Source organism: Roseibium sp., assembly GCF_965216085.1.
Lineage (GTDB): Bacteria > Pseudomonadota > Alphaproteobacteria > Rhizobiales > Stappiaceae > Roseibium.
The window spans coordinates 3,973,011-3,990,977 of sequence record NZ_OZ244138.1 but is presented as its reverse complement, the minus strand read 5'-3'; the positions used below and the strand labels follow the sequence as shown (position 1 = coordinate 3,990,977).

General features: G+C 54.9%; 23 protein-coding genes. 18 read left to right on the top strand and 5 right to left on the bottom strand.

The genetic code is table 11. The features are described 5' to 3' along the window. The first annotated feature begins 121 nt into the window (after positions 1-121). The 4 genes from ACOOFE_RS18765 (at position 122) to ACOOFE_RS18750 (ending at position 3,776) form a co-directional block, all read left to right on the top strand. Positions 122-514, top strand: coding sequence for a DUF2780 domain-containing protein (locus ACOOFE_RS18765; RefSeq protein ID WP_420411465.1), 393 nt, complete (start codon positions 122-124; stop codon positions 512-514). A 44-nt stretch (positions 515-558) separates the two neighbouring features. Continuing rightward, positions 559-966, top strand: coding sequence for a DUF4332 domain-containing protein (locus ACOOFE_RS18760; RefSeq protein WP_141187757.1), 408 nt, complete (start codon positions 559-561; stop codon positions 964-966). Positions 967-1,831: 865 nt separating this feature from the next. Beyond that, the gene (locus ACOOFE_RS18755) at positions 1,832-3,106 is read left to right on the top strand and encodes an amidase family protein (protein ID WP_420411464.1); all 1,275 of its coding nucleotides are present in this window, start codon (positions 1,832-1,834) and stop codon (positions 3,104-3,106) included. 4 nt (positions 3,107-3,110) lie between these two features. Continuing rightward, positions 3,111-3,776 carry an imm11 family protein gene (locus ACOOFE_RS18750; protein WP_420411463.1) on the top strand — a complete coding sequence of 222 codons (666 nt, stop codon included), beginning with the start codon at positions 3,111-3,113 and terminating at the stop codon, positions 3,774-3,776. Positions 3,777-3,797: 21 nt separating this feature from the next. Here the strand turns inward: ACOOFE_RS18750 and ACOOFE_RS18745 are convergent, their stop codons facing one another. Both ACOOFE_RS18745 and ACOOFE_RS18740 read right to left on the bottom strand, forming a co-directional pair. Beyond that, positions 3,798-4,760 (bottom strand): DMT family transporter, encoded by a 963-nt coding sequence (locus ACOOFE_RS18745; protein ID WP_420411462.1) that lies wholly within the window; start codon positions 4,758-4,760, stop codon positions 3,798-3,800. A gap of 849 nt (positions 4,761-5,609) precedes the next feature. Then, positions 5,610-5,942: a hypothetical protein gene (locus ACOOFE_RS18740; protein ID WP_141187753.1), complete on the bottom strand. Its 333-nt coding sequence runs from the start codon at positions 5,940-5,942 to the stop codon at positions 5,610-5,612. Positions 5,943-6,287: 345 nt separating this feature from the next. Here ACOOFE_RS18740 and minC point away from each other — a divergent pair, with 345 nt between their 5' ends. The 8 genes from minC to ACOOFE_RS18700 all read left to right on the top strand — a co-directional run bounded on the left by minC (position 6,288) and on the right by ACOOFE_RS18700 (position 12,200). After that, entirely contained in the window at positions 6,288-7,106 is an 819-nt protein-coding gene (gene minC, locus ACOOFE_RS18735) for a septum site-determining protein MinC (protein WP_420411461.1), read from the top strand. A 54-nt stretch (positions 7,107-7,160) separates the two neighbouring features. Beyond that, entirely contained in the window at positions 7,161-7,982 is an 822-nt protein-coding gene (gene minD, locus ACOOFE_RS18730) for a septum site-determining protein MinD (RefSeq protein ID WP_141187751.1), read from the top strand. Further along, the gene (gene minE, locus ACOOFE_RS18725) at positions 7,979-8,242 is read left to right on the top strand and encodes a cell division topological specificity factor MinE (protein WP_141187750.1); all 264 of its coding nucleotides are present in this window, start codon (positions 7,979-7,981) and stop codon (positions 8,240-8,242) included. Before minD ends, minE begins: the two co-directional genes overlap by 4 nt. Before the next feature lie 188 nt (positions 8,243-8,430). Next, positions 8,431-8,817 carry a BlaI/MecI/CopY family transcriptional regulator gene (locus ACOOFE_RS18720; RefSeq protein WP_420411460.1) on the top strand — a complete coding sequence of 129 codons (387 nt, stop codon included), beginning with the start codon at positions 8,431-8,433 and terminating at the stop codon, positions 8,815-8,817. Continuing rightward, on the top strand, positions 8,814-9,851 hold the full coding sequence (locus ACOOFE_RS18715) for a M56 family metallopeptidase (protein ID WP_420411459.1): 1,038 nt from the start codon (positions 8,814-8,816) through the stop codon (positions 9,849-9,851). Before ACOOFE_RS18720 ends, ACOOFE_RS18715 begins: the two co-directional genes overlap by 4 nt. 42 nt (positions 9,852-9,893) lie before the next feature. Next, the gene (locus ACOOFE_RS18710) at positions 9,894-10,754 is read left to right on the top strand and encodes a carbohydrate ABC transporter permease (protein WP_420411458.1); all 861 of its coding nucleotides are present in this window, start codon (positions 9,894-9,896) and stop codon (positions 10,752-10,754) included. After that, positions 10,747-11,574 carry a carbohydrate ABC transporter permease gene (locus ACOOFE_RS18705; RefSeq protein WP_420411457.1) on the top strand — a complete coding sequence of 276 codons (828 nt, stop codon included), beginning with the start codon at positions 10,747-10,749 and terminating at the stop codon, positions 11,572-11,574. The genes ACOOFE_RS18710 and ACOOFE_RS18705 overlap by 8 nt, the downstream gene beginning before the upstream one ends. Further along, entirely contained in the window at positions 11,571-12,200 is a 630-nt protein-coding gene (locus tag ACOOFE_RS18700; protein WP_420411456.1) for a hypothetical protein, read from the top strand. Before ACOOFE_RS18705 ends, ACOOFE_RS18700 begins: the two co-directional genes overlap by 4 nt. 42 nt (positions 12,201-12,242) lie before the next feature. On the opposite strand, the gene ACOOFE_RS18695 is transcribed toward ACOOFE_RS18700, so the two are convergent. Both ACOOFE_RS18695 and ACOOFE_RS18690 read right to left on the bottom strand, forming a co-directional pair. Continuing rightward, positions 12,243-12,482 carry a CDGSH iron-sulfur domain-containing protein gene (locus tag ACOOFE_RS18695; RefSeq protein WP_420411455.1) on the bottom strand — a complete coding sequence of 80 codons (240 nt, stop codon included), beginning with the start codon at positions 12,480-12,482 and terminating at the stop codon, positions 12,243-12,245. Positions 12,483-12,550: 68 nt separating this feature from the next. Further along, on the bottom strand, positions 12,551-12,946 hold the full coding sequence (locus ACOOFE_RS18690; RefSeq protein ID WP_420411454.1) for a winged helix-turn-helix transcriptional regulator: 396 nt from the start codon (positions 12,944-12,946) through the stop codon (positions 12,551-12,553). A gap of 64 nt (positions 12,947-13,010) precedes the next feature. On the opposite strand from ACOOFE_RS18690, the gene ACOOFE_RS18685 reads away from it, so the two are divergent. Continuing rightward, the gene (locus ACOOFE_RS18685; protein ID WP_420411453.1) at positions 13,011-13,928 is read left to right on the top strand and encodes a DMT family transporter; all 918 of its coding nucleotides are present in this window, start codon (positions 13,011-13,013) and stop codon (positions 13,926-13,928) included. A 12-nt stretch (positions 13,929-13,940) separates the two neighbouring features. On the opposite strand, the gene ACOOFE_RS18680 is transcribed toward ACOOFE_RS18685, so the two are convergent. Continuing rightward, positions 13,941-15,431, bottom strand: a complete 1,491-nt coding sequence (locus ACOOFE_RS18680; RefSeq protein ID WP_420411452.1) for a sensor domain-containing diguanylate cyclase — start codon at positions 15,429-15,431, stop codon at positions 13,941-13,943. 344 nt (positions 15,432-15,775) lie between these two features. Here ACOOFE_RS18680 and ACOOFE_RS18675 point away from each other — a divergent pair, with 344 nt between their 5' ends. The 5 genes from ACOOFE_RS18675 to ACOOFE_RS18655 all read left to right on the top strand — a co-directional run bounded on the left by ACOOFE_RS18675 (position 15,776) and on the right by ACOOFE_RS18655 (position 17,909). Further along, the gene (locus ACOOFE_RS18675; protein WP_420411451.1) at positions 15,776-16,342 is read left to right on the top strand and encodes a hypothetical protein; all 567 of its coding nucleotides are present in this window, start codon (positions 15,776-15,778) and stop codon (positions 16,340-16,342) included. Between the two features lie 182 nt (positions 16,343-16,524). Then, a complete protein-coding gene (locus tag ACOOFE_RS18670) occupies positions 16,525-16,863 on the top strand; it encodes an ArsR/SmtB family transcription factor (protein WP_420411450.1) in 339 nt (112 codons plus the stop codon). A 12-nt stretch (positions 16,864-16,875) separates the two neighbouring features. Further along, the gene (locus tag ACOOFE_RS18665; protein WP_420411449.1) at positions 16,876-17,139 is read left to right on the top strand and encodes a hypothetical protein; all 264 of its coding nucleotides are present in this window, start codon (positions 16,876-16,878) and stop codon (positions 17,137-17,139) included. Beyond that, on the top strand, positions 17,139-17,471 hold the full coding sequence (locus tag ACOOFE_RS18660; protein WP_420411448.1) for a DUF3817 domain-containing protein: 333 nt from the start codon (positions 17,139-17,141) through the stop codon (positions 17,469-17,471). Before ACOOFE_RS18665 ends, ACOOFE_RS18660 begins: the two co-directional genes overlap by 1 nt. A 6-nt stretch (positions 17,472-17,477) precedes the next feature. Then, positions 17,478-17,909, top strand: a complete 432-nt coding sequence (locus ACOOFE_RS18655; RefSeq protein ID WP_420411447.1) for a CopD family protein — start codon at positions 17,478-17,480, stop codon at positions 17,907-17,909. Positions 17,910-17,967 lie beyond the last annotated feature (58 nt).

The window sequence follows — 17,967 nt, the reverse complement described above, 5'->3', positions numbered from 1 at the left end:
GGGTGCGAAAAATGCGCGCTTAAGACCAATTGCCGTCGACGGCTCCGCCCTGATGCCTGTATAGGGAGGCAACTCTCATTCAGCCGGACGTGATACCGGCGCAATCATCAGGACAGGACAAATGGAAGAACTGATCAGCCGCATCGTTGCGCGGGCAGGTGTGGACGAGACTGTGGCCAAGGACGGTCTCGGGATCATCCTTGGCTTTCTCAACAAGGAAGCGCCGGCTGAAAAGATGCAGATGGTCCTGGATGCTTTGCCAGGTGCCGGTGATCTTCTTGCGGCCCGCGCCGGAGCAGCGTCTGGTGGCGGCCTTTTGGGCGGCCTTGGCAGCATGATGGGCGGCACAATGGGCGCAATGGCGGCCCTCAATGAACTCAACAAGGCCGGGCTTGGCATGGGGGAGATTCAAGGGCTTGTCAAAGAACTCGTCTCTTATGCTAAAGAAAAAGCAGGGGATGACGTGGTTGATGAGGTTATTGCGAAAATTCCGGGCTTGAGCCAAATCGTCTAACTGCCCCAAGGTTCAAGCTTCGGAACAACGGGAGTTTATTGCGGATGTCTTATTCCATCGATGAGATTGAGGGTATCGGTCCAACTTATGCGGCCAAACTCGGAGAAGCCGGTATCAAGACTACAGAAGCTTATCTTGAGCGGGCTAAGGATCCCAAGGGCCGCAAGGCTCTGGAAGAGGAAACCGGCATCGAGGGCAAGCGCATCCTGAAATGGGCCAACATGGCCGATCTGATGCGCATAAGCGGTGTGGGCGAAGAATACTCCGAGCTGCTGGAAGCGGCCGGTGTGGACACCGTCAAGGAACTCAAGCACCGCAATGCGGCCAACCTTGCCGCCAAAATGAAGGAAGTGAACGAGGAAAAAAGCCTCGTGCGCCAGGTGCCGAGCGAAAGCCAGGTTACCAAATGGGTCGACCAGGCCAAAGAACTGGCCCCGATGATGACCTACTGATCCTTCGGATTTTTCTTTCAAATTCTGCAAGCGGGCGTGCCAAAAGCGCGCCCGTTTTGTTTTTTGGACTAATTCAGTCTCTCGGTCGCTCTCGGCTATTCCAAAGAATGATGTTGGAGCCACACTCCCTCCGTCATTGCCGGACTTGTTCCGGCAATCCATTCCGTGATTGATCCCAAAATGTCAGGCTCATCGTATGGAGGGCAAACGGCATGGATGACCGGATCAAGTCCGGTCATGACGAGCTGTCCGGTAAAGGTTTGACTTGGCCGTTTTGCTCGAGCGGTGTAGCAAATACCTCTCTCCCCCCTTGAGGGGGAGATGCCTCCAGAAGGAGGCAGAGGGGGGTATAAATCTCTCCTCAAAATTAGCTTTTCCGTTTCAACTGCTGTAGTGCCCCCCTCTGTCCGCACATGCGGACATCTCCCCCTCAAGGGGGGAGAAAAACCGGAGTGCACTGCTGGGTTTGTGTCTCCATTTTCGCGGAGACTTGTTTTCAAAGGTTTTTCTAAAGGTTGAAATACATCGACGAGCTAAAACTGGATCAAGTCCGGCAACGACGAGACGGGCATGCTACATAGCGCCTTTCAACATTGTCATCCCCGACTCGATCGGGGATCTACTCGCTGTTCCGCTTGCTGCAGGCCAAGAGTTTTATCTGGTGACGCTCTGTGAACGAGTGGGCCCCGGATCAAGTCCGGGGTGACAACTTTCTGCTTGGCGACGGCGGTGCCAACTCACTTTGGCCATCACGCCTGCCGTCCCATCCATTTGAAACATCTCCGGGTTTCAAAACTCCTGTTCGCAGAAGACAATCGTGCTATCAGGGTCGGACCATACGAATTTTTTGCAAGGATTGAGTAGAATGGCAGCGGCGTTTCCCTGGGACGTGACGACGGTGGTTGAGCGGCTGGAGGCGGCCTTGGAAAAGGCCAAAAGCGACCCGGCCGAAAACGTCTACATCAAGCTTCTTGAGGATCGCGCCAAAGAGCAGGCCGCCAGCGCAAAAGGCACGGAAAACCCGCTGGCCGGAGCGCTGGTCAGCGTCAAGGCGTTGTTTGATGTCGCCGGTGAGGTGACAACTTCGGCGACCACCGTTCTCAAAAACGATCCGCCCGCAACAGAAGACGCGGTTGCCATTGCCCGGCTCGAGGCCGCCGGGGCCGTCTTTACCGGCCTCACCAACATGTCCGAGTTTGCCTATTCCGGGCTCGGTCTCAATCCGCATTATGGCACGCCGCAAAACACCTGTTATCCGGGCTGTGCGCCGGGTGGCTCTACCAGCGGCGGCGCGGTCGCCGTGGCGCTGGGCCTGTGCGACATTGCGATTGGCAGTGACACCGGCGGGTCCTTGCGCATCCCGGCTGCCTTCAATGGCATCACCGGATTTAAACCGACCCAAAACTCTGTTTCGATGGAGGGCGGCAAACCGCTTTCCGACAGTCTGGACAGTTTTGGCCCAATGGCGAAAAGCGTTGCGGAATGTGAACTCGCCTGGCAGGTGATGGCCAGCCGCACGGTCCAAGCGGTGGAGCCGAAGAAAGCGCGGCTGGTGGTTCTGAAAAACTTTGGGTTTGATGAGATTGAAGCACCGGTCGCGGCCGGATTTGACACCGTCGTCGAAAAGCTGACGGAGGCGGGCTTCGAGGTCGTTGAAAAGGATCTCGCCGTCATTGATCTCTATTCAGAGGTTCCGCCCTGGCACATGACCTCGGTGGAATCACGCGCGCATTACGAAGATCATTTCCAAAAAACGCCGGAAAACTTCGACCCGCGGGTGCATGCGCGCATGGGCCGGGCGGAAGAAATTTCTGCGGTCGAGTACCGGCAGACAATGAACCGGCGGCAGATCCTGATCAAGGCCTTTGCTGACGAAGTTGGCAGCGACATTCTACTCTTGCCGACAACGCCCATTCTGCCGCCGAAAATCGAGGATCTGGCGGATGATGGTACCTTCAACCGGCTCAATCTACTGGCCCTGCGCAATCCCTCACTCGCCAATGTCTGTGACGCTTGCGGCATTGCTTTGCCGTATCAAAACGCTGGCAAAACCTTGAGCGCCATGCTGATCGCGCCGGGCGGTGAGGATGAAAACCTGCTCGCCTGCGCCAAGGCGGTGGAAGCGATTCTGGGAGCTTAGGTCCGTGGCAGAGGAAATCTGGGTCAGCAGTGTCGGCAGCAACTCGCAGCTGTTTAACAAGCCGGGTATCCGCGAAAAACACTATGGGCAAGATTGGGCGCCACCAAAATTTGAACACGACGCGCCAACCAAAGAGCAGGCGAACAATTCCCGAAGGCATGTTCTGGGCGAGAAGCTAAAGCGGGAAGAGTTTGTGGAGGCCGCCTACGTATTTGATCCAAAGCGGTGGTCTCGCGTCAAAGACTTCTTTGCCGTAGATGGGTTCTTCGCCGTCAAAGGGAAACTGGCCGAGTTGCTCAAAGACTTTGATCTTGGCGATGGCGAGCTTGTCGAATTTCCGATCCATGAGATGGACAAGACCACGCAACTTCCCGGCCCGTTTTACTTCCTGAATTTCGGATCTCAGAAAGACTGCCTTTTGCCCGAAGATAGTCGTAACCTGTCGGCGGGGCCGGTAAACCCCAAGACCGGATTTAGGCGTTGGCGCGCAATTGAACCGAAAGGCGAAGATATCGCGGTATCAGCCTCGGCTCTCGGCGGACCTGATCTCTGGGTTGATCCAAAATTTAGCGGCAAAATCTTCATGAGTGGCCGGCTTCACGACGCGATCGAAGGCGCCAAGCTGAAAATCGATTTCCGTTTTGCCAAGACGCGTATAGTGCCGGAGTAAACTGCAGCCCAAACGGCGTGTCTAAGATCCATTCCCAGAAATCTCCTCCTGCCGGTGCAGTTTTGGGGCAGGAGAGGGGCCGGTGTCGAAGCGCATGTTGGCGGTTTTGGTGACCGGGCGGCGGGCCGAAACGTTCTCTCTGCTTTCGCGCCAGACGACGAAGAGGCCCGAACCAATGATGATGGCGGAGCCAATGGCCACATAAAGGTCCGGCGTTTCGGCAAAAAACAGCGCGCCAAAAAACGTTGCCCAGAGGATCTGGCTGTATTGCAAGGGGGCAACGACAGCAGCCGGGGCCGCCCGATAAGCACCTATGACACAATGCTGGGCAATCACAGACAAGAACCCGATCGCCGCCATCAGGGAAAGGTCTGACAAGCCAACCGGTTGATAGACCTCCGGCATGACCAGCGACATGGCAATCAACGACAGGAGCATCGGGTAAAGGATCAAGACGGCGGAGCGTTCTTCGCTGCCGATTTTCCGGATCAAGATTGACGCGAGCGCACTGGCACAGGCGGCCAGCAATGCCGCAAGATGGCCGAGCGACAATTCCGTAACCCCGGGTCTCAGAACGATCATGACCCCTAGCAGGCCGATGATGACCGCCGCCCACCGCTGACCGCGCACCGTCTCGCCCAGGATTGGCACGGAAAGCGCTGTGATCAGCAAAGGCGTTGCGAAGAGCAGGGAATACACTTCAGCGAGCGGAAGAGCGGTAAAGGCGTAAAACGCGCTCGACATGGAGATGATCGACAGGCTCGAGCGCAACAGAACCAGCCAGGGATGATGCGGCCGGAAATTGTCGACAGCCCGGTCGGCGAGCATTGATATCGACATCGGCACAAAGGCAAAGAGCATCGAAAAGAAGATGATCTGGAAGACCGAATAACTGCTGCCCAGCGTTTTGACGATGGCATCGTGGGTTGAAAAGAAGGCAAACGCCGCAAGGGCAAACAGAAAGCCTCTGAGTGTGGCTGACATGGGCAGTGCCTTCTTTTTCTGTTCAAGGGGCCACCGACCGGTTTTGCGGATGCGGCCGCGGACGCTGGTGGTATTGGGGCGGCCGAAAATCCAGCCAGACGGTGGAAACCCAAAACGTGTTAGCAGAAAACCGGGCGCTGCCAAAGACCGGTTCTGGTATCGCAGCACACCTGTGCAAAACGATTTAAAGGGTTCTTTTGGACATCATAGCTAGCCAGTTTGGATTTGATCCGGCCATTTTCCAGTTGAGCGGCGCTCCAAAACGCTCTTTTCTACCTATGAGCAGCCATTTGTATTTTTAGGTAATGATTATCATCGGCGCTGTAAGAGAACCGGCTTTAACCATACCCAAGGCAGTCATCCCCGGCGCAGCGTAGCGGAGACCGGGGAACCACTCGTTTGCAGAGCTCGGCAAAAGATTATTTTTGCTGCAGCAAGCGGACGCGCGAGTAGATCCCCGCTCGGGGGCGGGGATGACAATGCTGAGAGCAGCTGAGCCGGCCTTGCCGTATCTGATTCACGACTGTTTGGCGAAGGTGGGCGTGATAGCCGAAGTGAGTTGATACCGCGTTCGCCAAGCAGAAAATCGTCACCCCGGACCTGTTCCGGGGCCCACTCGTTTGCAGCGCCTCGGTATAAGGTACTTTTTCTGCGGCGAGCGGACGTGCGAGTAGATCCCCGCTCATATAGGTGTTTTTGGGCGGGGAGGACTGTGGAGGAAGAGTCCGAGCGTTGAATTTCTAGGATAGACCCTCTGTCCGGATGACGCACCGTTCCGATGCGATTGCCTGCCGGTGAGGGACTGAAAAGGCCGTCCTGTAAAACCGTGGCACACCGACATCTAAGGCGTCAGACAAACACCCGGGCGAGGGTCGCAACGGCAAGAGCGGTGGCGGCCCGTTTGGGTCCGGCGAGGTCTGAAGACGACCGGGTCGGAACGTCGAGATTAACCCGGTTGAGATCCGAGGCGTCCAGGTGATCGAGGTCCGCCGACTTGGCGGCTTCTTCGGCCGAGCGTCGCACGTCGTCCAGCATGCGCACAAGGCCCTGCCAGATGTGCAGCGGCGGGGCTTCGTTCGTGTTGCGCCAGCGAACAATTTCATCTCTAGACGTGTATAGAACGGCCGCGGCCTCGTCTTCCGACAAGCCGAGATAGTCCATTACATCACTGAAATTACTCATGTTAAGGTCGCGACTTGCTGATGGTGATGGTCGTCTGAGAATTTATTTTGCACTGCAATACGGCAAAAGTGAAGCGGAATGCGCGATCTCAGTTAATCCGCTACCCGGTCATGGAGCTGTTTTGGAGGGTGAAACCCGGTGATTCCTGCAATATTTATCAGCAGTTTTATCAGGATTGTCAGGTCTGCCGCCGAAAGAAGGGGCTTTTGCGGGGGCAATTATCTGAAATTTCGGAAGAATTTGGATATCCGTGGAAAACGGATCGCTGCCCCATTGTCCGGTCCGGTTGATGATAAGTTTACGAAACTTAGCACTCCGATTTGAGAAAGCCGCCGGGCCTCTTTGATGAAATTCAAGGGAAAATCCTTTATCGCGATCGTGTTGTCTCCCGAGCCGCCTTACGAGGACTGGTTCAAGGAGATCGACCGGATTATTGCGCGCACCCCGGGGTTTTTCATCGACCGCCCGATTGTCTTGGACGTTCGCGGCACGAAGATCCCGATTGAGGATCTGGAGAGGCTGCTTGAGGGCTTGAACGAGCGTTCTGTCCGGGTCTTTGGCATCGACGGGATTTCCGGAACGCGGCTGAAGCCAGGTATGCCGCCGAGCTTCGGCGGTGGCCGTTTGACGGCGGAAGTGGATATTCCGGAAACCGAAGAAGCTGCCACGAAATCAAAAGAGCAGCCGGCTGCAAAACCGGAGGCAGCTGAAAAGCCCGCTAAGATAGCGAAAAAGCGCTCCGCCAGCAGCGAAGCCAAAAAATCTGATGATCCGGCGGAATCTGCAGGTTCAAAGGCCAAACCAAAATCCTCACCTGTGGTTTCCGCTGCCGATGGTTCGTCAATAGTCATCACCGAACATGTGCGTTCGGGCCAAAGCGTGCTGCATCCGGACGGGGATGTCACCATCATCGGGTCGGTGAGTTCGGGCGCTGAGATCATCGCGGGCGGCTCGATCCATATCTACGGCGCCCTGCGTGGCCGGGCGCTGGCGGGCGTCGCGGGTAAGGACAATGCGCGCATCTTCTGCTCCAAGCTGGACGCGGAGCTGGTCTCCATCAACGGGCTTTACAAGGTTGCCGATGATTTCGACACGGATCTGCGCAACACGCCTGCGCAGATCCGGTTTGAAAACGAAAGCCTTGTTTTTGAACAACTGAGTTAACTTCGGGCAGGTGTCTCAGGGGAGCACCTTCCGGCAACAAACGGGACGAACACCATGAGCAACGCAACCGTCGTTGTGGTCACGTCAGGCAAGGGCGGGGTCGGCAAGACAACCACCTCCGCGGCTCTCGCCTCGGCGCTTGCCAAGGAAGGGTATCAGGTCTGTGCTATCGACTTTGATGTCGGACTGCGCAACCTCGACCTCATCATGGGTGCGGAACGCCGCGTTGTGTTCGATCTGGTGAATGTGGTGCGCGGAGAAGCCACCATCAAACAGGCGCTTGTGCGCGACAAGAAGCTGAACAATCTGTTCCTGCTGCCTGCCTCCCAGACCCGTGACAAGGATGCGCTCACCGAGGAAGGTGTTGCCAGCGTCATCAGTGAGCTGCGGCATTATTTCGACTGGATCATCTGCGACAGTCCGGCGGGCATTGAGCGCGGCGCGACCTTGGCCATGCGCCATGCGGACGAGGCGATCATCGTCTCCAATCCGGAAGTGTCTTCCGTGCGCGACTGCGACCGCATCATTGGTTTGCTTGACGCCAAGACTGAGGTCGCCGAAGAAGGCGGGCGGATGCCGAAGCACCTTCTGATCACCCGCTATGACACGGCCCGTGCCAAGACCGGTGACATGCTGGCGACCGACGATGTGGTGGACATCCTCTCCGTGCCGCTGATCGGCGTGGTGCCGGAAAGCAAGGATGTCCTAAAAGCTTCCAACGTCGGATTGCCGGTGACCCTGGCTGATGAGAGTTCACCGGCGGCCCGCGCCTATATGGAAGCCACCCGGCGCCTGCTGGGCGAGAATATCCCAGTCACCATTCCGGAAGAAAAGAAGGGCTTTTTGGGCAAGATCTTCAAGGGGAGGGCGGCATGAACATCCTGAGCCTCTTTGGCAAAAGAGATCAGAGTGCTTCAGTTGCCAAGAACCGGCTGCAGATCCTTCTTGCGCATGAACGGGCCGGCAGCAGTGCCGACGCGGCGCTGATTTCCGGTCTTCGTGAAGACATTCTGGCGGTTGTTGCCAAGCGGATCGATATTGATCCGGATTCGGTGCGCCTAGAAATGGACCGCAACGGCGATGTCACAACGCTTGGTATCGACATTGAGTTGCCGCCAACCGCGAAAGCCTCCTGATCATCTCGAGACTGAATGAGCCGGCCGATGGGCCGGCTTTTTTGTGCCTATGAGCTTCTGCCGAAACGGATAAATCTGAGCCGATACCAATCAAGGTCATTACCGTTGCGAAACCGGCCTTAGATGATGTACTACAAATATAGTATGAGCGGGCAAGCTGCCTCATTACTGTGGTGCCGGGGTGGGCGATGAAATCGGAAAACCTGTCGAAATCCGAACTGGATGTGATGGCTGTACTTTGGCAGCTGGGCCGTGCAACAGTGTCTGAAGTGCAGGAAGAACTCGGCCGCAACCGGCCGGATGACAAGGCCTTTGCCTATACGACCGTCGCGACCCATCTCAACCGGATGCTTGAAAAGGGGGCGGTCACCGCCACAAAGAAAGGGCGAAGCCTTGTCTTTGAACCGACAGAGGACCGAAGTGATTTCCGCCAGTCGCGTCTCAGCGCGCTGGTGCGTCAGTTTTTTGATGGCCGTCCTTCGTCCCTGGCATCTCAGTTTATCGAGCAAAACTCCTTCACAACAGAAGAGCTGGATGAGTTGCGGCGGCTGATTGACGAGAAGAAACAATCATGACCGTCGTGGCAACTGTCATCGCCATAAACGGTGCGTTGCTGCTGACGCTGGCAATTCTGGGATGCGGCCGGATATTATCGAAACGGCTGAACGTCCGATTTGATGCGCGTTCTGAAGTGATGCTGTTGCGCGCTGCGTTGGCTCTATCGGCGATTATCCCGCTGTCATTGCAGGTGGCGAAACTGACCGCCGGTTTCGAATTTTTCTCTCTGACCATACCCGTCGATCCGTCTGGTGGGTTCGGCGTTTTGGGAGCCAGGATTTTTGAACAAGCCGAAGATGCCGGGGTCACAATCTTAGTGGTTGCGGGCGCGGCCTTGATGTTCTCCGCGTGGCTGATGATCGAGATATTGCGTCTGCGGCTAATGATCCATAAAGCGCCGTTGATGACCAAGCGGGGGCGGGTGACCGTGCGGTGTGGGGCGGTGGATCAAACGCCTTGCGCTTTTTTGCATCCCTGCGGCGTGGAGATTTTTGTTCCAAAAGGACTGTCTGCTCAGGCCCGGCGGGCAGTCTTGCTGCATGAAGGGACGCACCTTCGAAATGGCGACCTTCATTGGAACTGGATCCGAGCCGGCTTTTCCTTGTTCTGCGGTTGGAACCCCGCCTTTTGGGTTTGGTGCCGCTGGCACAGGCAACTCAGTGAACATGCCTGCGACCGCCACACACTGAACCGTGGCCTGATTTCACCAGTCGCATACGCAGAAAGCTTGGTTGCTGTCGCTGCTTTGGTTTCAACGCGCCGGCAACTGCCACAAGCAGCTGTTGCGTTTTTAGGCCAGTCTTTGTCAGCGAGAACAGACCTCAAATTGCGTCTTGGCCTGCTTTTCGAAGAGCCCGTATCACCATGCCGCCGGGGTTTCTACAGCGCCGTAACAGGCTTGATTGTTGCTATCAATCTGGCGGCGGCTTCCGTCCATTTTTCCTATCGTCCATGGTCCATTGAGGGGCTAGAAATCTCTATGTACCAGAACCTTCACCGGATGGCTGAGGCCAAGCAATTGCCGGCGTTCGGATTGATGCTTGCATATTAAAACTACATATGTAGTAATTGATCGTGCCGCCAAGGAGGTCGCATGGTCATTCGAAAATACAACAATTCAGCTTGGCTTCTTGTTTTGCCAGCAGCGCTGTTTTTTGCGCTGGTCGGTTTTGCACCGATTATGGCGGCCGTAAACTACTCGGTTCAGGACAGCTTCGCCGGCGATCAGTTCTTTTGGGTGGGGCTCGATTGGTATCGGCAGATGCTGCGGTCATCGGAGTTCTGGGGCGCGCTGGGCCGCACAGTTTTGTTTTCAGCGCTTGCTCTGACCCTTCAGTTCACTCTGGGAATTTATGTCGCCCGGAAACTCTTTCACGTCCAAAAACGCGGAGAGTTGTTCATTGCCTTGATTGCGCTGCCCTTGTTAACGCCATGGATTGTTGTCGGCTTTGTCTGGCGCCACGCGATGAGCCCGGAGGCCGGCCTCATCGGCGCTCTTGGTTCAGTAGTTGGATTTGCACCGGATCTGAACTCCGTTCTGTGGGTGTGGTTCACGATCCTCGCCATGGACACTTGGCATTGGGCGCCCCTGGTGGTGATCCTGTGTTACGCGGGGTATCTTTCGATCCCGCAGCCCTATTTTCAAGCGGCCGCCGTCGATGGCGCCAGCAACTGGGCTGTGTTCCGTTACATTGAGCTGCCGAAACTCAAAAAAGTTCTTTTGATCGCACTGCTGTTGCGGTTGGCTGACAGTCTGATGATCTACACCGAACCCCTGATGATCAGCCGCGGCGGCCCGCATGTCTCCTCAACATTTCTGTCCCAGGAATTGATCAAGACAGCCATGCAGGAGTTTAACCTTGGCGAGGCTGGCGCCTTGTCCATTGTTTATCTCGCGATGATGGTGACGATTGCCTGGATCTTGTACCGGAGCTTAAGACCGCTCAATGGCTAACCGCTTTTCAAATTCCACCAAACGGCAGTCCAAAGTTGTTTTCGGATATACCGTGTTTGTCCTTCTGCCGGTCTATTGGCTGGTTGTCCTGAGCTTTCAGCCAAATGGTGTGAGTGAAGAAAGCGCCAACCTGCTGCCCGGACCCGTCACGTTGGAAAACTACGGGTACATCTTCTCCAAAGAAGCCTGGGTCGATGGGTATGTGAATGCGATCATCTATGTCGTCATGAACGCGGCGATGACACTCTCTTTGGCCCTGCCGGCGGCGTATGCGTTTTCCCGGTTCCGCTTCGCCGGCAGTGATCACGCCTTCTTTTTTGTCTTCATTTTCCGAATGATCGCGCCAGCTGTGATCTTAATCCCGATGGTACAAGTGTTTTCGACCTTGGGAATGATCGATACCCATCTTGCTGTCGCGATCGCCCATTGCCTGTTCACCCTGCCAATCGCCATCTGGATATTGGAAGGATTCATCTCCGCCATCCCGTCTGAGATGGAGGAAATTGCTGCGGTGGATGGGTTCGGTCCGGTCAGGTTTTTCTTTGAAATCCTGCTGCCGCAAATTCGCACCGGATTGGGCGTGGCCGGGTTCTTCTGTTTCATGTTTTCCTGGGTGGAACTGGCGATCGCGAATGTGCTGACAACGGTAAATGCAAAACCGATCGGCGTTGTCATGCGCCTGGTCGCGGAGCCGTTGGGATTCGTGCATATCGGGGTTTCCTCAGCCGCCAGCACCTTGTTGCTATTGCCCGGGCTGGTGCTTGTCTGGCTGTTGCGCAAACACTTAGCCCGCGGCTTTTCGATGGGGAGGGTTGGATGAAGTTTCTGGGGCTTTTGTTGGTCTGCATGAGCGTTTGGAGTTCTGCCATTCAAGCGCAAACAAGCTCCAATGAACCAGAAACTGTTGTTTTGACCATTCGGGACGTGATTGAGCGGAATGCGCTTTGGTTTGAGGCAGAGGGCTCAAAGGCGGCCGTTCTTGCGCATCAGTCCGGGGCCACAGCCAAGAGCTGGGCACCATTCGCTGAAAAGCTGCAATCCCAGAATATCGCCTCAATTGCGACGTCTGGTATCTCCGGCGAAGACATAGAGGCTGCCGTTGATTTTCTGACAGGCAAAGGGTTTGAAGACATAACCCTCATTGGAGCCAGTTTGGGTGGCGGCGGCGTGCAGCAAGCCGTCGCCAATTTGCCCTCTGGCCGTATTCAAAAGGTTATTTTGCTGGCGCCATCGCCTGGCAAGGCTTTGGCTAATCCGGAAACCGAAAAGCTGTTCATCTACACCCGCCAGGACTTTTACCGGAGCCGGGCCGTTCAAGCGTTTGAAAAGGCTGCGGAGCCAAAGACGCTTCTGGAGTTGCCCGGAAGCCTGCATGCGCAAGACATGCTCTCCGGCCCGCATGCCAAGCTTCTGGACCAAGTGATTGCCCGTTTCATCTTGGATTGAGCTTTACGTGATTTGCAGCATCAACCGGATGCTCAACTGCCGCTAAAGCCTGTTATGACTGCCATCGCACAACGGAGATTTGGCACTTGATTTGCAGCCGCAAAAGAAAACCTTACCTGTCTTGTCCGCCGTGTATTTAACCGGAGCCAACCCGGTGCCTTTGTGGCTGCCGTCGCAAAAGGGTTGGTTTTTGCTTCGCCCGCAGGCGCACCAGAAATAGTTTTTTTCTGATTCCACCTCGACCGGATACGGTGCTTTTTGTGCAATCTCAGGCTCTGCCATGACGTCTCCCTCATTTAACCTCTCAGGAAGGACATAGCGTGGCGGCGGGCAGCGCCAAGGCTTTTGAACTATTCGTTTATCGGACCGTCATCATCATCAGCCGTGTCACCAGACCCTTTGGCAAGTTCATCTGCCCAGACCTTGGAGACTTTCGAAAGCGGTAACAACGCGTCATAGACGTCCTGGCCCAACGGCGTTACCTGATAACCGCCTTTGCCTTGCTCAACAAAGCCGGCGCTTCTGAGCTCTTTGATGCGTGCGTTCAAGACAGCAGGTGAGATCGTCTCACACGCCTCTTGTAACGCGCGGAATGTGCTGGGTCCCCGCTCACTCAAGGTCCACAAAACCCCCATAGCCCAGCGGCGCCCCAAGAGATCGAACATAGCCATGATCGGGCTGCCGCTGCGCGATCCGCGGACCGCTTTTCCAGGAACAGGGATGTTAGTAGAGGGGCTATCTGGCACAGGAACTCCTATTGCTATGATAGTAATAGCATGCTATCTCTTTAATAGCACTTTAAAGGATGGAATGATGCACGCAAGGGACTTTCTGTTGTGGGGGCTGTTGGCCGGGCTTTGGGGCAGTTCTTTCCTGGCCATCGGTGTGGCGGTTGAAAGCTATAGCCCAGAGACACTGGTCTTCGGCCGCATGGCCATTGGTGCGATCATCCTTGCTGTTGTTCTCTTGATCCGGGGGAGTGGTTTGTCCCTGGGAGTGAGAGGCTGGGTGATTGCTGCTGTTGTTGGCTTTTCGGGAAATGTTCTTCCCTTTCTGCTGATCAGTTATGCCGAGCAAGAGGTCGACACTGGGCTCGCAGCGCTCATCATGGGGATCGCCCCAATCGTGACACTCGCCGCAGCGCCTCTGGTGCATCACGAAGAAAGCTTGGGCCTGTCTAAGATTTTGGGGGCGGTAGCCGGGTTTGGCGGAGTTTTGTTGCTTGTTGTTCCCGATATCGCACCAGGCAATCTCGGCAGTTTGCTACCGCAAGTCGCTCTTGTTTGTGCTGCGCTCTGTTATTCCTTCACAGCGCTGTTTTCGCGGCGGTTTCCGCATTCAGATCCGATCCAAATGGCGGCGGCCTCCGTGCTTGCCGGAGCATTAGGGATGGGGGGCTATCTGCTGATCTTCTTTGAACCGCAGACAGTTCCTGAATTGTTGGATGTTTCGTCTTTGGCGGTCGTTTACCTGGGGCTCGGTCCGACGGCCCTGGCGGCCTTGATCTACTTCTATCTGATCCCGCGGATTGGCGCTGCCCGGCTGTCTCAGGTCAATTATGTCGTGCCCGTAGTCGGCACGCTGCTCGGTATCTTCTTCCTTGGCGAACACCCCGTATGGACCACCTGGCTGGCCCTGCCGATGATCCTCACTGGCGTATATCTGGTGACGCGAAAAGAACGGCGAATTGCGGGCCATGGCGTTGATGCCAGCCAGCCTGCGGAATGACGTGCAAAGGTCTCAGGAAACAGTTGTATCTGCTGTTGGTGTGTCCTCTTCATCCGGGACATAGACAGACACCTGACCGCGGCCGTTCTTTTTGGACTTATAAAGGGCGGCATCCGCACGGCGGAGCAATTTGACGGGCTCAACAGAATAGGCAACGCCTGCACTTGCTCCGAATGTGCAGGTCTTGCCCTTGATAACCGCCGGCCGCGACAAGATTGTAATGGCATCCTGCCCAACGGCGGCAATACGGTCCTTGTCGGCAAACCCGAAAATAATCACAAACTCGTCGCCGCCGAGCCGGAAAACTCTGTCCTGCGGATAAATAAGCGACCGCAAAACATCAGCAACGTATTTGAGAACTTCGTCGCCGATTTCGTGGCCCATTGAATCGTTGATTGCCTTAAACCAATCAAGATCAATGCACATAAGAGCAAATTCCCGGCGCCCATTTGCGACGGCGGACAATTCATCGATAACGGTTTCAAAGTGCCGTCGGTTGCAAAGCCCGGTCAGCGAATCCGTTTTGGCTTGGCTGGCAAGCAATTCCTTCGCTTCTTCGGTTCGTCTTCTGGAATTTTCGAGTGCAACAACCAGCTGCGTTGCCTGCTTTAAAAACGCCCGGGCGGCGAACATCATTCCCAAGTAGACAATCAGCAACCCAAGGGTCAAAGGAAGCAGCAGTCGACGGCCGGGAAGCTCTGGGTCCCAAACGAAGCGGGCAAAAACGATCCCATCTGCATTTGCGATGGGCCAACTTGCTTGAAAATATCCGGGGTCTTCCGTCGAGATATTCAAACCGGGCATCTGGAATTTCCGACTGAGATCAATGAGTGCATCATCGTCCAGTTGCCTGACAAACATCATGACGTGGTCGGTGCTGGTGTTGGTGTCGCTGCGGTCGTAAGTCGTCATGCGTACGGCGCTGGCCATGAAGAGTGTTTCGGCAGTTCCGAGAAAACCGGTTACCGGGATTGGAGCTTCATTGTCGGGAGACCGGCGTGCGTGATTGATGATCCTGGTTGCATCACCGCCATACGCCGTCATGGAGCTGCCATCGGCAACTATGTCTTCGTAAACATGCAGATGATCACTGTTTTGGCCGTCCAGAACATGGACGCCGATCACACCAAGTTCAGCATAAATGTATTCAACAAGATTGCTGTCGACCCACTCCATATCTAGACGGTCGACAAGATGCGTTACGGCTTCATCCCAAAATCCGTATTCCAATGTAATTTCCGACAGACGATCGAATTTCTCCGCCAGGATCGAACCAAATACACGTTCGCTGGATGTGATCGATTGGCGGTCGAGTGTATTGACGAGCAAAGCAGCAAAGATGAGTAGACTGGCAGCGCCAATCACGAAAGAAGCCCAGAACGGGCGCGACAGCCGATGAATGCGCCTTAAACGCGCCTTTCCCGTCCCCTTGTCTATTTCACTATAGACATCGGTATCTGTCGTCTGTCCGGAATGGCCAGTCACAGTTTCTGCGGTGGACACTGTCTGGATATCTCTCAATCGGTTTGGTGTTCGAAAATTGTATTATTGAACCCAAATAAATGCGAGGCAGTTTCAATGCTGATCTCTTATTTAAAGGGTATTTCGGGAAACAATTTGTGAATTTGTTAAAAATTCCCATGTGATTTGTATCATGAACTTGAATATTGCTTATGCTGTTGTCGAGGGGCTCACGTTTTAATTGCTTTCGCAAGAATTGCGCTTAATGAGGTGAGTGGGCTACCTCAAAATTCTTTCTACAGTGCCATTTGCCGCAGACAGACGGGTGCTGTCTGTTTATGACTGGGATCTAACAACCGAAAAACACATGATTCCAGGCTGCTTGGATGTTCTTCGCGCTCTCTGTCGCATCCGCTTACATTCTAACCAATATCGACGGACTGTTTGCCTTTTTGGCATTGGCGTCTACCGGTCGCAGGTTGGCGGCTGTGGCAGGATTTCTGCTGGCACAAGTCGTGGTGATTGGCGGCGCCCTAGTTGTTGGCGGCGGGGCGGCCATACTGGCGCCAGCCGATCTCGGGCTTTTGGGCATCGTGCCCGTTGCGCTCGGGTTCCGTGAGGTTTTAAGAAACCGCCGGCGGACGGAGCAGCCAGAAGAAAAATCAGCACCTCCTGGATCGATCATCGGGGCTGTGGCGCTCTTTTTAGCGCTTAGTACAGACACCTTCGTTCTTATGGCGGCCTTTTTTGCAGACACAAAGCCAGATCTGGATCGTTTTGTTCTATCCGGGGCGCTGATGGCTGTTGCCGTCCTGCTCGGCCTTGGCATTGGCCTCAACCGGTTGCTGAAACCTTCCGCTAAAACCGAAAAATTCTTCGAACGCCTTGCCCCGCTGGTGATGATCGCGGCAGGCCTCTACATCTTGATGGACACTCAGACGGATGGGTTTTGATCGGCAGTAGGCTGCAAACCTTCGGATCCAAACCATCAAGTTTCTCAGAAAGTTTTTTAAGAAAACGCTTTGATCACAAAGATTTATATCAGGTTCATATATGTAAAAAAAATATTTCATGTGCCATGTCTTGATGTCAGTTCACTATATGTGTAAGAAAATTATTACACATGAAGGAAACAGTGAGCGAGATAGCGTTGAAAACCGATGGTGACAGACTACTGGAGCAACTCGCAGCGCTGGCCAATCCGCATCGCCTGAGGATTGTCGGACTGCTTCACCAGCTGGGCCCGGTTTATGTCAGTCAGCTCGCCCGCGAAATCGGCATCAGTCGGCCCTTGCTGCACCTTCACTTGCGCAAATTGGAGGCCGCCGGATTGGTATCGAGTGAGCTGAAGTTCTCGGAAGATGGCAAATCCCTAAATTTTTATAAGGCCGAAGCTTTCGATCTTTCACTGACGCCGCAGCTGATTGCCGAGGCGGCTCCGTCTTTGACCCCTTCTCCCAAATCCGCATCTTGAAAGGACATGAATATGGCTGAGCATGCCCCCATGTTTCAAAGCCTGACGATCATCACCCTGACGGTGATCTTGCTGATCTTCGGCATGAAATACTATTTCCAAGCCCGTTCAAATCGCCTGCAATCGAACAACGACACTGCTTACCGGGACCTCGCCGCGAGAGCGGCCAAGGCCCAGGAAGATAACGCAGCGATGTTGTCCGGATTGAAGGCCAGCGTGTCTGAAATTGAAGGCCGTTTGCAGCAAGTTGAAAAAGTGCTGAAGGAAGTCGAGTGATGGCGTCTGTCGGGCACAGTCACGAATACAATCAGCTTACGGTCATGCGGATCGCTTCCTTTCTGGAAGGCACAACATTGCTTGTCCTTCTAGGGATTGCTGTACCGCTCAAGCATATCGCTGGCTATCCGGTCGCAACGTCCATCGTCGGGCCGGTCCATGGCCTGGCTTTCCTCTTCTATTTCTGGGTGCTTGTTCAAACAATTTCCGGCGGCGGGTGGAGCCGGCGGCAAGTTTTGTGGATGATGCTGGCAGCCATGATCCCCTTTGGCGGCTTTTTCAATGAACGGAGCGTTGCTCGGCGACAGGCGGCATTGTTGGGAGAGGCCTAAGCGGCGATGACGTACCAGTTGTTGAAAGCTCTGCATCTGGCTGCTGCAATCACCTGGATTGGCGGGCTGCTTTTGGTAGCCGTTTTGCTCTCAGCTGCTGCAGTTATGGGCCCCTTGAAGGACAAAGCAGACCTGACCGGATATCTCAGTACCGTGCGCTCTTGGGACCGGATAGTAACCTCGCCGGCAATGCTCATTGTTTGGGCGATTGGCCTTCTCTTGGCTTTCTTCGGAGACTGGTTTCCAGATGGCTGGCTTTTGGTCAAGCTGGCGGTTGTCTTTGCTGTTTCAGCGGTTCATGGCGTGCTGAGTGGAACTTTGCGCAGGTTTTCTACCAATACAGATATCAAACTCCCGACAGGTTTGCGCTTGCTACCGGCTGTAACCGTAGCTGCCGTTTTCATCATCGTTCTGCTGGCTGTGCTGAAGCCATTTTAGAAGAGAATATATGAGCTTTCGCGCCATAAGGGCGGTTGGAAGAAACGCCGTTACATAT